Origin of the sequence: Paraburkholderia sp. GV068 (genome assembly GCF_003058125.1) — a bacterium.
Classification (GTDB): domain Bacteria; phylum Pseudomonadota; class Gammaproteobacteria; order Burkholderiales; family Burkholderiaceae; genus Paraburkholderia; species Paraburkholderia graminis.
On the sequence record NZ_QBUB01000019.1, the window covers coordinates 1 to 12,844 of the forward strand.

Below are 12,844 nucleotides of genomic sequence, written 5' to 3' on the forward strand. Positions count from 1 at the left end.
GCTGGTCCGCAGCGTCACGGGCCATCGCGCGAATTCCTACGCCTGAAAAACAAAACCCCACGCTCCGGAAAACGTGGGGTTGGTCAGCAGTCTGAGGGCAGTCCGCAACGGACTGCCCTTTTGCTTTGTTTGCTTACGCGTTGCAGCCGCGCCACGCGGCATGCATTGCATTAGCCCGGCGGACTCGCGTCCTCGACCACCGCCGGCTGCTTGCCGACAATCAACCGCGCCGCGATGATCCCCGCCTCGTACAAAACGATCAGCGGAATGGCCAGAATCAGTTGCGAGAAGACGTCCGGCGGCGTGACCACGGCCGAAATCACGAACGCGCCGACGATCACATACGGCCGGATTTCCTTTAGCTTCTTGAGCGTCACGACGTTCATGCGCACGAGCAGCACGACGACGATCGGCACTTCAAACGTCACGCCGAACGCAATGAACATGGTGAGCACGAAGCTCAGATAATTGTCGATGTCCGTCGTCATCTCCGCGCCGAGCGGCGCGTTGTAATGCGCCATCACGCGAAAGATGGTGGGAAACACAACGAAATACGCGAACGCCATGCCGCAGAGAAACAGCGTATAGCTGCTGCCGACGAGCGGCCCGACCAGCTTCTTCTCGTGCTGATAAAGACCCGGCGCGACGAACGCCCAGATCTGATACAGCACGATAGGCAGCGCGATCACGAAGGCGACCAGCATGGTCACTTTCATCGGCACGAAGAACGAGCCGGTGACGTCGGTCACGATCATCTTGCCGTCTTTGGGCAGGTTCTGCATCAGCGGGCGCGCCAGCAGCCGGAAGATGTCCGGCGCCCAATACACGAGCCCGATAAACACCACGATGACGGCAAGGCCCGCGCGGATGATGCGGTCGCGCAATTCAACGAGGTGGGAAATGAAGGTCTCTTCAGTGCCTTCGTCCTGGTTTTTCTGGGGGTCGCTCACACCGGCCCTCGGTTAGAGATTGTCGTTCTGATCATCAGAAAAACCGCGTCGGACGACGCATGCTGGCAGGCGTATGCCGCGCAACGCGTGCCGCCCCGGACTGCACGCGCGTGCGGCGCGTGGTCGCGCGCTTGTACCAGGTGGGCATTGCCGTTTGCTTGACGCGCCAGTTCTTGCGCTTGGCCGCCGCGGCTGGCGTGCTGTTCTGCCACGAAGTGCTGCCGGCATTGCCGGCGGCGTCTTCGAGCGCCCCGCCGGCGATGCTCGGCGACACGGACGTCCCGCTGTTCCACGCGTCGTTCAGTTCGCTCTCATGCTTGCGCAGGTTTTCCTGAACTGCCGTTTCGACGTTGCTCGCCGCCGTCTCGAACTCGGTTTTCATGCGACGCAATTCGTCGAGTTCGATTTCCCGCGTGACTTCCGACTTGACGTCGTTGATGTAGCGCTGCGCGCGGCCAAACAGCGCGCCCGCCGTGCGGGCAACGCGCGGCAGCCGCTCAGGGCCGAGCACGACCAGTGCGACGACGCCGATGAGCGCCATCTTGGTTAGACCGAGGTCCAGCATGGAGGGAAATGTCCGTCAGTAACGCGGTTGGCCCGCGGCTTAGCGGTAATCGCCCGAACGCGGGGTCTTTTCCTTGGCTTCCACATCCACCGCGCCGTTGCGCGGCAGTTCGCGCTGCTGCTGCGCGTCCGCCGAAGGCGTTTCGTTCTCGCGCATGCCTTCCTTGAAGCCCTTCACAGCGCCACCCAGATCGCCGCCGATGTTGCGCAGCTTCTTCGTGCCGAACACGAGCGCCACGATCAGCAACACGATCAACCAATGCCAAATACTCAACGAACCCATGACTACTCTCCTTAACCCCGACGCCGCACGTAATGCGGCAAAAACTCGTCTGCCTTGCGGCGTGAATCGAAGCGCTTGCGCTTCATCTATACGTTACAGCAGCGTTGCCGCGCGTGCCGCTGTTTCGCCAGGACCTCGCACGCCGGACCTCGCCCGTATTGTGGCCAGAGAATCGCGTCGCCAAAATTACAGCGCGGCAAAAACAGCCTGGCAAAATTGGCTGTGCACCCGGCAACGTCTCCGCGGCCCGGCCAAGCCAGGCTGCGCCAGGCCCATTAGCCCATGCGCTGCCACGGACGCGGCCCCGCCAGAATGTGCGCGTGCAGGTGATACACCTCTTGCCCGCCGCCCGGGCCGGTATTGATGACGGTGCGGAAGCCGGTTTCTCCACCGGTGTACGCCACGCCCAACTGATCGGCCAAACGCGCAGTCAAAACAAGCATTCTACCAAGCATGGGCGCATCGCTTTCGGTGCAGTCCGTGAGCGTGGCGATGTGCTTGCGCGGAATGACCAGCACATGGGTTTCGGCCGCCGGACGGATGTCGCGGAAGGCAAGAAACTCTTCGTCTTCATGGACTTTGGTCGACGGGATCTCGCCGGCGGCGATCTTGCAGAAGAGGCAATTCGGGTCGTGACTCATCGTATTCCTGACGCGGTAGGGCTAAAGCGCGAAGCGTGGCTCGATGCGGCAGAGCGGATTTGCGCCGGCGCCGCATGACATGACACCAATTCAGAACCACGCCCGCGGATTCGCAAGCGGCTTGTTATCGTACAGATACAGCCAGCCCTTGATAATACGGTACAACATCCAGATGCTGACGGCCCAGAGCACCGCAAAGCCGATGAAGACGAACACCAGCAGCCCGCCTATCGCGTAACCCAGCAGGCCGATCCAGAACGTGCGGATCTGCCACTCGAAATGCGGTTCATACGGCGTGCCGGCCGCGTCGCCGCGCTTCACGTAATTGATGATGATCGCGATCAGGATCGTCAGGCCGCCCGTCAGCCAGTGAACCGCATACAGCGCGTACAGCACATGCGTCAGCGTGCGCAGGCTGCGTTCCCGCTCCGGCTCGATCGCGTGGCGGTAAGCCGGCGGCGGATAACTCTGGTGCGACTGTTCCATGCTGCGTCCTCCGGACGATGGGTTTGCGATGCGTTCACTGCAATGTGGGCGCCGGCGCTCGCCACTTCAAGGCAAACCGCGCGAAGAAACAGCAGAAATCGCACTCGGGAAAATCGCGCGCTCAATCGCCGTTCTGCTCGCGCTCGCGGCTCTTGCGCAGCGCTTTTTCCTCAATGCCCGACATGCCTTCGCGGCGCTCCAGCTCGGCGAGCACGTCCGCGGGGCTCAGATCGTAGTGCGACAGCATGACGAGGCAATGGAACCACAGATCCGCGACCTCGCCGACGAGCGCCTTCGTCTCGCCGCCGTGGCGCGTGTCCTTGGCGGCCAGCACGACTTCGGTGGCTTCTTCGCCGATTTTCTTCAGCACCGCGTCGTCGCCCTTATGGAACAGGCGCGACACATACGACACGTCCGGGTCGCCGCCCTTGCGGCTGTCGATGATCGCCGCGAGGCGCATCAACGTATCGGTCGTGGATGGATTGGCGGATGCGGCTTGGGTGGTCTGCGTCATTTGTAGATGTGTTCGGGGTCTTTCAGCACGGGATCGACGGCAATCCAGTCGCCGTCATCTGTCGAGCCTTCGAATTTCTGGAAAAAACACGAGTGGCGGCCGGTGTGGCACGCAATGCCGGACACCTGCTCCACCTTCAGCAGCACGACGTCTTCGTCGCAATCGAGCCGCACTTCATGCACATGCTGAACGTGGCCGGACTCCTCGCCCTTGAACCACAGCCGCTGGCGCGAGCGCGAGAAGTACACCGCGCGGCCGAGTTCGACGGTTTTCGCCAACGCCTCGCGGTTCATCCACGCGAACATCAGCACGTCGTTCGTCGACGCTTCCTGCGCGATCACCGGCACAAGGCCGTTCGCGTCCCACTTGACCTTGTCGAGCCAATTGACTGCCGTTGGATTCACCACGTCACAACCTCACCGAAATGCCCTGCCCGGCCATGAAGCGCTTGGCCTCGCCCACCGTGTGCTCGCCGTAGTGGAAGATGCTCGCGGCGAGTACCGCGTCGGCGTGGCCGCTCTTGATGCCGTCGGCGAGATGCTGCAGATTGCCGACGCCGCCCGAGGCGATCACCGGAATCGGCACCGCGTCGGAGACCGCACGCGTGAGCGCGAGGTCGAAGCCGCTTTTCGTGCCGTCGCGATCCATGCTGGTCAAGAGGATTTCGCCCGCGCCGAGCTCGGCCATCTTGCGCGCCCATTCGACGGCTTCGAGGCCGGTCGCCTTGCGTCCGCCGTGCGTGAAGACTTCCCAGCGCGGCGGCTCACCGTCCGCGGAAACGCGCTTGGCGTCGATCGCGACCACGATGCATTGCGAGCCGTATTTGTCCGTGGCGTCCTTGACGAGCTGCGGATTCGCCACCGCCGACGAGTTCATGCTGATCTTGTCCGCGCCCGCGTTGAGCAGGCGCCGCACGTCTTCGACGGCGCGCACGCCGCCACCGACTGTCAGCGGAATGAACACTTGCGAGGCGACTGCTTCGATGATCGGCAGGATCAGGTCGCGCTGGTCGGAAGTCGCGGTGATGTCGAGGAAAGTCAGTTCGTCCGCGCCCTGATCGTCGTAACGGCGCGCGATTTCCACGGGATCGCCCGCGTCGCGCAGTTCGACGAAGTTGACGCCCTTGACCACGCGGCCGGCGGTGACGTCGAGACAGGGAATGATGCGTTTAGCTAGAGCCATGATCTTGCAATTCTGCCAATACCGCTGATGAGGCCGCTCGCCTGGACCGCAGGCGAGCGGTGATGGGCCGGGGTGCCGGGCCGGGTTGCTCGCGGCGGGTTCGGCGCGTGGCGCTTGGGGCGCTTGTTCAGAAAGCCACCGCCAACTGCGGCTCGCATTGCGCCGCATGCAGGCGAGCAGGTGAGCAGGCATGCAGCGCGTGCTTGCGTGCGGCGGGCGTTGTCCTCAGACGCGAGGCTGACCACGCCGCCGCGCTCATCCGTTCAACCGCTCGCCCACTCGCCCGCTGCGCAGCCGAGCAGCGCTCAGGCGTCGTCCGATTCGCGCAGCCGGTCTGCCAAAGTCTGCGCGGCCGTGAAGTCGAGATCGCCCGAGTAGATCGCCCGGCCGCAGATCACGCCTTCAATGCCTTCGCCCTCGACTTCGCACAGCGATTCGATGTCGGCGAGATTCGACAGCCCGCCGCTTGCGATCACCGGAATCTTCACGGCGCGCGCAAGGCGCACCGTCGCCTCGATGTTGATGCCCTGGAGCATGCCGTCGCGGCCGATGTCCGTGTAGATGATCGACTCGCAGCCGTAGTCCTCGAACTTGCGCGCCAGATCGGCCACTTCGTGACCCGTCAGCTTGCTCCAGCCGTCGGTCGCGACCTTGCCGTCTTTCGCATCCAGCCCGACGATGATATGGCCGCCGAACGCGGTACACGCGTCCTGCAGGAAGCCCGGATTTTTCACCGCGGCCGTGCCGATGATCACGTACTCGAGACCGTCGTCGAGATAGCGCTCGATGGTGTTCAGGTCGCGGATGCCGCCGCCGAGCTGCACGGGAATCTCGCCGCCCACTTCCTCGATGATCGCGCGAATCGCGTCTTCGTTCCTCGGCTTGCCGGCGAACGCGCCGTTCAGGTCGACGAGGTGCAGACGGCGCGCGCCGCGCTCGACCCAATGTCGGGCCATCGCCGCCGGTTCCTCGGAGAATATCGTCGCCTGGTCCATATCGCCCTGTTTGAGGCGTACACACTGACCGTCTTTCAGGTCGATGGCGGGGATCAGCAGCATAGCAATCGGGTGTTGAGTGGGAATGGGTTGAAGGGCGGCGGCGGCGGCTGGTCGGCCAGCCCGCCCAAACGCCGTCTCGCTAGTTTAGTACAACTCTTTCGACGCTCTTGCGCACCGGCGGCGCAAAGCGAAATCAGGATGCGGCCGCCGCAGCGCGCGGCGAATGCCCCGCTTGCGGCAAAACAGCGCGCCGCGGCAGCAGGAAGCGAGGCGCTCACGGGTTCCAGTGCACGAAGTTGCGATACACGCGCAGCCCGGCTTCGGCGCTCTTTTCCGGGTGAAACTGGGTCGCGAAGATGTTGTCCCGCGCGACCGCCGACGTAAAAGGCACGCCGTACACCGTCTCGCCCGACGTGTGCGCGGCATTGTCCGGCACCACGTAATAGCTATGCACGAAGTAGAAGAACGCATTGTCGGCCACGCCGTCCCACAGCGGATGCGGCTGCGCCTGGCGCACGCGGTTCCAGCCCATCTGCGGAACCTTGAAGCGCGAGCCGTCGTCCTGCACCTGGCCTTCCAGGTCGAAGCGCAGCACCTTGCCCGGCAGCAGTCCGAGGCCGGGCGTGCCGCCCTCGGCGCTCCAGTCGAACAGCATCTGCTCGCCCACGCACACGCCCATCAGCGGCTTCGTGCGCGACGCTTCCACGACCGCTTCCTGCAGGCCGGACTCAGCGAGACTGCGCATGCAGTCGGGCATCGCGCCCTGGCCGGGCAGCACGACGCGGTCGGCCGCGCGGATCGCTTCCGGCTGGTCGACGATCGCCACGTCCGCTTCCGGCGCGGCCTTGCGCAACGCCTGCGCCACCGAGCGCAGGTTGCCCATTCCGTAATCCACAATCGCTATCGAAGTTTTCATTTCAAAGTAGGCAGCAAAGCCTTCAATCCATCGACGATGAATTCCACCGCCAGCGCCGATAACATCAAACCCATGAGCCGCGTGCCGATGTTGATACCGGTGCGACCGACCCAGCGTGCAATCGGTTCAGCGAGGCGCAGCGAAAAAAAGCAGATCGCCGCCAGCACCGCGCCGATCGCGATCAGACCGATGCGGTCGTACCAATGCGGCGAACTGGCCGCATAGATGATCGTCGTGCTGATCGCGCCGGGCCCGGTCAACAGCGGAATGGCCAGCGGCACGACCGCGATGTTGTCCTTCTGCTCGGCTTCGTCGCGCTCTTCCGGTGTCGAACGACTGTTGCCGATCTGCGCGTTCAGCATGTTGATCGCCATCAGCAGCATGATGATGCCGCCGCCCACTTCGAGCGAACCGACCGAAATGCCGAAGAAGCTGATGATCTGCTGCCCGAGCAGCGTCGTCACCGCGATCACGCAGAACACCGAAATAGCCGCGATCCGAATGGTCCTGCGCCGTTCGACGTCGCTCTGATTCGCCGTCAGGCTCATGAAGAACGGAATCGCGCCGACCGGATTGATCAGCGCGAGCAGCGAGATAAACGACTTCAGAATATCCATTGAACACCGGGCGCGCGCACGGCGCGGTTCCGGTCCCGGTAAATAAGTCGCTTAAAGACTGCCTTTGGTCGACGGAATCTGCCCCGCCGCGCGCTCGTCCAGTTCGACGGCCATGCGCAGCGCGCGGCCGAACGCCTTGAACACCGTTTCCATTTGATGGTGAGCGTTCAGGCCGCGCAGATTGTCGATATGCAACGTCACGCCCGCATGGTTCACGAAGCCGCGGAAGAATTCGATCGACAGATCGACGTCGAACGTGCCGATGCGCGCACGCGTGAACGGCACATGAAACTCGAGGCCCGGACGGCCCGAAAAGTCGATCACGACGCGCGACAGCGCTTCGTCGAGCGGCACATACGAATGGCCGTAGCGGCGAATGCCCTTGCGGTCGCCGATTGCTTTCGCGACGGCCTGGCCGAGCGTGATGCCGGTGTCTTCGACCGTATGATGGTCGTCGATATGCAGGTCGCCATGCGCTTCAATGTCGAGATCGAACAGGCCATGCCGCGCGATCTGGTCGAGCATGTGGTCCAGGAACGGCACGCCGGTGGCCAGCTTCTGCTGACCGGTGCCGTCCAGGTTGATCTTGACACGGATCTGCGTTTCGCTGGTGTTGCGAACGACTTCCGCAAGGCGCATGGTAATTCCTCGAATCTGGCTAGAAAGCGCTAGTAGTGTGGGAGGGGAGCGGCGAGCCGCCGCTTAATGCACGCTTATTGCACGCTCAGTGCAATACGAGCTTCAGCGCGGCAAGCAACTGGGCGTTTTCGTCGGGAGAACCAACGGTCAAACGCACGCAATTCGCCAGCAATGGGTGCATTTTACTCACGTTTTTGACCAGAACCCGCGACGTGAGCAGGGTTTCGAACAGAATCGACGCGTCGGGCACGCGCACCAGCAGAAAATTGCCGGCGCTCGGAAACACTTCGGCACCGGGCAATTGAGCGACGGCGTCTGCGAGTTTCGTACGCTCGTCGCGCAATTTCGCCGCTTGCGAGTCGAGCACGTCGACGTGATCGAGCAGGAAATCCGCGGCCGCCTGGGTCAGCACGTTGGTGTTGTACGGCGGGCGCACCTTGTCGAGTTCGTTAAGCCACGCGGGCTTGCCAACCAGATAGCCGAGGCGGATGCCGGCGAGACCCAGCTTCGACACCGTGCGCATCACGACCACGTTGTCGAACGCGTCGGCGCGCGGCAGCCAGCTTCGCTGCGCAAACGGCTGATAAGCCTCGTCGATTACGACCAGGCTCTTCGTCGCCGCGGCGATGATGCGCTCCATGTCGGCGTCGTTAAAGAGCGTGCCGGTCGGATTGTTCGGATACGCGAGATACACGACCGCGGGCTTGTGTTCGGCGATGGCTGCAAGCATCGCTTCGGTATCGAGCGTGAAGTCGCTGTTCAGCGGCACGCCGACGAATTCGAGGTTCGCCAGCTTCGCCGACATCTGATACATGACGAAGCCCGGCACAGGCGCGAGCACCCTGGCGCCCGGCTTCGCGCAGGCAATCGAGAGCATGCTGATGATCTCGTCCGAGCCGTTGCCGAGCAGCACATCGCAACCGGCCGGCACGCCCATCGTGCGTTTGATCTTCTCGATGAGCGCTTCCGGACGCGGCGCCGGATAGCGGTTCAACGCGACGCCCGCCAGATGCTCGCCGAGGTGCGCGGCCAGCGTCGGCGGCAGCGAAAACGGGTTCTCCATTGCGTCGAGCTTGATGTAGCCGGTGGCGTCGGGTACCGGATAGCTCGTCATCGCGAGCACGTCGTGGCGGATGATGTCTTGAGGTGTCGTCATAAGTCAGTGGGCCGGGCCGCGCGCGTCGCATGCAAGGCGCATGGAACGCTGCGGACACGCCTCGTTGCGCGGCAGGCTCGCCGCGCCGGGTTGGTCTGTGTTGTGCGTTTGTTGTTCGTTCTTGTTATGAGGCGGCGATTCGTCGAACGGCTTATGCGGGGCAAGGCGCGCAGCAGTGGAGCGCCTGAGCCCCGATCCGCTCAACCGCCTTGCCGCATCCGGTACTCGGCGCTGCGAGCGTGGGCCTGCAAGCCTTCGCCGTACGCCAGTTCGGCGGCAATTTCGCCGAGCGTCTGCGCGCCTTCCGCGCTCACTTCGATCACGCTCGAACGCTTGAAGAAATCATAGACGCCGAGCGGCGACGAGAACCGTGCGGTACGCGACGTAGGCAGAACGTGGTTCGGCCCCGCGCAGTAGTCGCCGAGGCTCTCGCTCGTATAGCGGCCGAGGAAGATCGCGCCCGCATGGCGGATCAGTTGCCCCCATTGATGCGGCTCCAGCGCCGATATCTCAAGGTGTTCCGGCGCGATGTCGTTGGCAATCGCGCAGGCTTCGGCCATGTCGCGCACCTTGACGAGCGCGCCGCGCCCTTCCAGCGACGCCTGAATCACGTCGCGGCGCGGCATGGTGGGCAGCAGTTCGTCGATGGCGTCCTTCACGCGGCCAATGAACGCGTCGTCCGGACACAGCAGAATGGACTGCGCGAGTTCGTCGTGCTCGGCTTGCGAGAACAGGTCCATCGCGACCCAGCGCGGGTCGGTCGTCCCATCGCACAGCACGAGAATTTCCGACGGCCCGGCGATCATGTCGATGCCGACCGTGCCGAACACACGCCGCTTGGCCGACGCGACATACGCGTTGCCGGGGCCGCAAATCTTGTCGACGGCCGGTACGGTTTCGGTGCCGTACGCGAGCGCGCCGACAGCCTGCGCGCCGCCGATCGTGAACACGCGATCCACGCCGCCGAGCAACGCCGCCGCCAGCACGAGCGGATTCTTCACGCCGTCCGGCGTGGGCACCACCATGACGATCTCGCGCACGCCGGCCACGCGCGCCGGAATCGCATTCATCAGCACCGACGACGGATACGCCGCCTTGCCGCCCGGCACGTAGATGCCCGCGCGATCGAGCGGCGTGACCTTCTGGCCGAGCACGGTGCCGTCGGCTTCCGTGTACTGCCAGCTATGGCTGCCGCACTCGATCTTCTGCTTCTCGTGATAGCCGCGCACGCGCGCCGCCGCCGCTTCGAGCGCCGCGCGGCGCTTCGGCTCGAGACTTTCGAGCGCTGCTTCCAGCTCGGAGATAGGCAGCTCCAGCGCCGCGACGCTCTTCGCGTCGAGCCGGTCGAAGCGGTTCGTGTATTCGAGCACCGCCGCGTCGCCGCGCGCCTTCACGTCGTTCAGGATCTGCGCGACCGAGCGCTCGATTGCTTCGTCTTCGCTCGCCTCGAACGCGAGCACCGCGTGCAGCGACTTCTGGAAGTCGCGGGCCGTGGAATCGAGTTTGCGAATCTTGATAGACATACGGGTATCCGTTTCGGTAAGGCGCGCTTTAAAGCGAGGTCAGACTGATTCGATGCGGATGTCAGGCCGCCGCAACGCCGGCTTTGGTCGCGCGTTCGAACGCGTCGAGAATCGGCCGCAACGCGGCGCGCTTGAGCTTCAGCGCCGCCTGGTTCACCACGAGGCGCGATGAAATCTGCATGACTTCCTCCACCTCCACCAGATGGTTGGCGCGCAACGTATTGCCCGAACTCACCAGATCGACGATCGCATCCGCGAGCCCGACGAGCGGCGCGAGCTCCATCGAACCATACAGCTTGATCAGGTCGACGTGCACGCCCTTGGCGGCGAAATGCTCGCGTGCGGTCTCGACGTACTTGGTCGCGACGCGCAAGCGGGCGCCCTGGCGCACCGCGTTCGCATAATCGAAACCCGCGGCAACCGCGACCGACATGCGGCAACGCGCGATGTCCAGGTCCACCGGCTGATACAGCCCGCTGCCGCCGTGTTCGAGCAGCACGTCTTTGCCCGCGACGCCGAAGTCCGCCGCGCCGTATTCGACGTAGGTCGGCACGTCGGTCGCGCGAACGATGATCACGCGCAGGTTCGCGTCGGTGGTCGGCAGGATCAGCTTGCGCGAGCTTTCCGGATCTTCGGCCACTTCGATGCCGGCCGCGGCGAGCAGCGGCAGCGTTTCTTCAAAGATACGCCCCTTCGACAAAGCCAGCGTCAACGGCGCGCTGACCGCCGGCGAACTCGACGTTTGCGGCATCGAACTCATGCCTGGCTCCCGGCAATGCGCCGCACCTTCGCGCCGATCGCGTTGAGCTTGGTTTCCATCCGGTCGTAGCCGCGATCCAGATGATAGATACGGTCGATCAGCGTCTCGCCTTCCGCGCGCAACGCGGCAATCACGAGGCTCGCCGACGCGCGCAGATCCGTCGCCATGACCTTCGCGCCCGAGAGTTTATCGACGCCCGTCACGAGCGCGGTCTTGCCGTCGGTCGTGATGTTGGCGCCGAGGCGGTTCAGCTCCTGCACGTGCATGAAGCGGTTCTCGAAGATGGTCTCGACGACCTGCGCCTTGCCGTCCGCCACCGTGTTCAGCGCCATGAACTGCGCCTGCATGTCGGTCGGGAACGCCGGGTATTCGGACGTGCGGAACGACACCGCGCTCGGACGCTTGTCCATGCGCACGCGCATCCAGTCGTCGCCTTCGTCGATCGTCACGCCCGCTTCGCGCAGCTTGGCGGTCACCGCGTCCAGAGTCTGCGGACGCACGTTCTTCAGCGTGACGTCGCCGCCGGCCGCCGCCACCGCGCACAGGAACGTGCCGGCTTCGATGCGGTCCGGAATCACCGTGTGCTTTGCGCCGTGCAGCTTGTCCACGCCCTGGATCACGAGACGGTCGGTGCCGATGCCTTCGATCTTCGCGCCCATCTGCACGAGCAGGTGCGCGAGGTCGCCCACTTCCGGTTCGCGCGCCGCGTTCTCGATGACCGTTTCACCTTCGGCGAGCACGGCTGCCATCAGCAGGTTCTCGGTGCCGGTCACGGTGATCATGTCGGTGATGATGCGCGCGCCCTTCAGCCGCTCCGCACGCGCTTCGATGAAGCCGTGATCGATCGTGATCTCGGCGCCCATCGCCTGCAGGCCTTTGATGTGCTGATCGACCGGACGCGCGCCGATCGCGCAACCACCCGGCAGCGACACGCGCGCGTGCCCAAAGCGTGCGACGAGCGGCCCGAGCACGAGGATCGACGCGCGCATCGTCTTGACCATTTCGTACGGCGCGACGAGGTTGTCGACCTTCGACGCGTCGAGCGACACGCGCCCTTCAGCACTTTCGATGCGCACGCCCATTTGCCCGAGCAGCTTGAGCATGGTGCGCACGTCCTGCAAATCGGGCACGTTGTCGAGCTGCACCGGCTCCGCGCTCAGCAAACTCGCGCACAGAATCGGCAACGCCGCGTTCTTCGCACCCGAGACAACGACCTCACCCGACAGCGGGTAGCCACCTTCAATGACGAGTTTGTCCATGCCTGTGTGTTCCTGATCGATCCGGACTTCAGCCGGAACTGCCTTGATTGTGTTCGACGCGCCGCTGCCGGCGTCGCGTCCTTCCTGAGTAATTCGCACTAAATTTCCAGATTACGCGTTCTGCCATTCGGCGGGCGTCAGCGTTTTCATGCTGAGCGCGTGGATTTCTTCGCGCATGCGGTCGCCGAGCGCCGCATACACGAGTTGATGACGCTGGATCAGACGCTTGCCCTCGAAGCTCGGAGAAACGATGGTCGCAAAGAAATGCTGACCGTCGCCTTCGACTTCGAGATGCTGGCAAGCGAGCCCAGCGGCGATGTATTGCTTGACCTGTTCGGGAGTCGGCAACATGTGAG

Annotated in this window: 17 protein-coding genes; all 17 read right to left on the reverse strand. The window is 63.9% G+C overall.

What is annotated here, in order from left to right; translation table 11 throughout:
* Positions 1-170: 170 nt before the first annotated feature.
* On the reverse strand, positions 171-950 hold the full coding sequence (gene tatC, locus C8K18_RS28410) for a twin-arginine translocase subunit TatC (RefSeq protein ID WP_107710620.1): 780 nt from the start codon (positions 948-950) through the stop codon (positions 171-173).
* 34 nt (positions 951-984) lie between these two features.
* Positions 985-1,515, reverse strand: a complete 531-nt coding sequence (gene tatB, locus C8K18_RS28415; RefSeq protein ID WP_107710621.1) for a Sec-independent protein translocase protein TatB — start codon at positions 1,513-1,515, stop codon at positions 985-987.
* A 39-nt stretch (positions 1,516-1,554) separates the two neighbouring features.
* On the reverse strand, positions 1,555-1,797 hold the full coding sequence (tatA, locus tag C8K18_RS28420; protein WP_006052294.1) for a Sec-independent protein translocase subunit TatA: 243 nt from the start codon (positions 1,795-1,797) through the stop codon (positions 1,555-1,557).
* A gap of 275 nt (positions 1,798-2,072) precedes the next feature.
* Complete coding sequence (locus C8K18_RS28425; protein ID WP_006052293.1) at positions 2,073-2,438, reverse strand: histidine triad nucleotide-binding protein; 366 nt, start codon at positions 2,436-2,438, stop codon at positions 2,073-2,075.
* Between the two features lie 90 nt (positions 2,439-2,528).
* A complete protein-coding gene (locus C8K18_RS28430) occupies positions 2,529-2,924 on the reverse strand; it encodes a hypothetical protein (RefSeq protein WP_006052292.1) in 396 nt (131 codons plus the stop codon).
* Positions 2,925-3,045: 121 nt separating this feature from the next.
* Entirely contained in the window at positions 3,046-3,438 is a 393-nt protein-coding gene (locus C8K18_RS28435) for a phosphoribosyl-ATP diphosphatase (RefSeq protein ID WP_006052291.1), read from the reverse strand.
* Positions 3,435-3,845 carry a phosphoribosyl-AMP cyclohydrolase gene (gene hisI, locus C8K18_RS28440; RefSeq protein ID WP_006052290.1) on the reverse strand — a complete coding sequence of 137 codons (411 nt, stop codon included), beginning with the start codon at positions 3,843-3,845 and terminating at the stop codon, positions 3,435-3,437. Before hisI ends, C8K18_RS28435 begins: the two co-directional genes overlap by 4 nt.
* A gap of 1 nt (position 3,846) precedes the next feature.
* Positions 3,847-4,620: an imidazole glycerol phosphate synthase subunit HisF gene (gene hisF / locus C8K18_RS28445; protein WP_107710622.1), complete on the reverse strand. Its 774-nt coding sequence runs from the start codon at positions 4,618-4,620 to the stop codon at positions 3,847-3,849.
* 305 nt (positions 4,621-4,925) lie between these two features.
* Positions 4,926-5,678 carry a 1-(5-phosphoribosyl)-5-[(5-phosphoribosylamino)methylideneamino]imidazole-4-carboxamide isomerase gene (hisA, locus tag C8K18_RS28450; protein WP_006052288.1) on the reverse strand — a complete coding sequence of 251 codons (753 nt, stop codon included), beginning with the start codon at positions 5,676-5,678 and terminating at the stop codon, positions 4,926-4,928.
* 214 nt (positions 5,679-5,892) lie between these two features.
* Positions 5,893-6,534 (reverse strand): imidazole glycerol phosphate synthase subunit HisH, encoded by a 642-nt coding sequence (gene hisH, locus C8K18_RS28455; protein WP_006052287.1) that lies wholly within the window; start codon positions 6,532-6,534, stop codon positions 5,893-5,895.
* A complete protein-coding gene (locus tag C8K18_RS28460) occupies positions 6,531-7,151 on the reverse strand; it encodes a YchE family NAAT transporter (RefSeq protein WP_006052286.1) in 621 nt (206 codons plus the stop codon). Before C8K18_RS28460 ends, hisH begins: the two co-directional genes overlap by 4 nt.
* Before the next feature lie 51 nt (positions 7,152-7,202).
* Positions 7,203-7,790 carry an imidazoleglycerol-phosphate dehydratase HisB gene (gene hisB / locus C8K18_RS28465; protein ID WP_006052285.1) on the reverse strand — a complete coding sequence of 196 codons (588 nt, stop codon included), beginning with the start codon at positions 7,788-7,790 and terminating at the stop codon, positions 7,203-7,205.
* A gap of 85 nt (positions 7,791-7,875) precedes the next feature.
* Positions 7,876-8,946 (reverse strand): histidinol-phosphate transaminase, encoded by a 1,071-nt coding sequence (hisC, locus tag C8K18_RS28470; protein WP_107710623.1) that lies wholly within the window; start codon positions 8,944-8,946, stop codon positions 7,876-7,878.
* Positions 8,947-9,146: 200 nt separating this feature from the next.
* Complete coding sequence (gene hisD / locus C8K18_RS28475; RefSeq protein WP_006052283.1) at positions 9,147-10,469, reverse strand: histidinol dehydrogenase; 1,323 nt, start codon at positions 10,467-10,469, stop codon at positions 9,147-9,149.
* A 61-nt stretch (positions 10,470-10,530) separates the two neighbouring features.
* The gene (gene hisG, locus C8K18_RS28480; RefSeq protein WP_053858805.1) at positions 10,531-11,229 is read right to left on the reverse strand and encodes an ATP phosphoribosyltransferase; all 699 of its coding nucleotides are present in this window, start codon (positions 11,227-11,229) and stop codon (positions 10,531-10,533) included.
* Positions 11,226-12,488 carry a UDP-N-acetylglucosamine 1-carboxyvinyltransferase gene (gene murA / locus C8K18_RS28485; RefSeq protein WP_107710649.1) on the reverse strand — a complete coding sequence of 421 codons (1,263 nt, stop codon included), beginning with the start codon at positions 12,486-12,488 and terminating at the stop codon, positions 11,226-11,228. The genes hisG and murA overlap by 4 nt, the downstream gene beginning before the upstream one ends.
* Positions 12,489-12,599: 111 nt before the next feature.
* Positions 12,600-12,839 carry a BolA family protein gene (locus tag C8K18_RS28490; protein WP_006052280.1) on the reverse strand — a complete coding sequence of 80 codons (240 nt, stop codon included), beginning with the start codon at positions 12,837-12,839 and terminating at the stop codon, positions 12,600-12,602.
* Positions 12,840-12,844 lie beyond the last annotated feature (5 nt).

Coding starts and splice junctions, on each gene's coding strand:
- hisA (WP_006052288.1), bottom strand. CDS start 5,678: ATGCTGCTGATCCCCGCCATCGACCTGAAAGACGGTCAGTGTGTACGC.
- hisC (WP_107710623.1), bottom strand. CDS start 8,946: ATGACGACACCTCAAGACATCATCCGCCACGACGTGCTCGCGATGACG.
- tatB (WP_107710621.1), bottom strand. CDS start 1,515: ATGCTGGACCTCGGTCTAACCAAGATGGCGCTCATCGGCGTCGTCGCA.
- hisD (WP_006052283.1), bottom strand. CDS start 10,469: ATGTCTATCAAGATTCGCAAACTCGATTCCACGGCCCGCGACTTCCAG.
- hisG (WP_053858805.1), bottom strand. CDS start 11,229: ATGAGTTCGATGCCGCAAACGTCGAGTTCGCCGGCGGTCAGCGCGCCG.
- C8K18_RS28435 (WP_006052291.1), bottom strand. CDS start 3,438: ATGACGCAGACCACCCAAGCCGCATCCGCCAATCCATCCACGACCGAT.
- C8K18_RS28460 (WP_006052286.1), bottom strand. CDS start 7,151: ATGGATATTCTGAAGTCGTTTATCTCGCTGCTCGCGCTGATCAATCCG.
- murA (WP_107710649.1), bottom strand. CDS start 12,488: ATGGACAAACTCGTCATTGAAGGTGGCTACCCGCTGTCGGGTGAGGTC.
- hisH (WP_006052287.1), bottom strand. CDS start 6,534: ATGAAAACTTCGATAGCGATTGTGGATTACGGAATGGGCAACCTGCGC.
- C8K18_RS28425 (WP_006052293.1), bottom strand. CDS start 2,438: ATGAGTCACGACCCGAATTGCCTCTTCTGCAAGATCGCCGCCGGCGAG.
- tatA (WP_006052294.1), bottom strand. CDS start 1,797: ATGGGTTCGTTGAGTATTTGGCATTGGTTGATCGTGTTGCTGATCGTG.
- C8K18_RS28430 (WP_006052292.1), bottom strand. CDS start 2,924: ATGGAACAGTCGCACCAGAGTTATCCGCCGCCGGCTTACCGCCACGCG.
- hisB (WP_006052285.1), bottom strand. CDS start 7,790: ATGCGCCTTGCGGAAGTCGTTCGCAACACCAGCGAAACGCAGATCCGT.
- hisF (WP_107710622.1), bottom strand. CDS start 4,620: ATGGCTCTAGCTAAACGCATCATTCCCTGTCTCGACGTCACCGCCGGC.
- C8K18_RS28490 (WP_006052280.1), bottom strand. CDS start 12,839: ATGTTGCCGACTCCCGAACAGGTCAAGCAATACATCGCCGCTGGGCTC.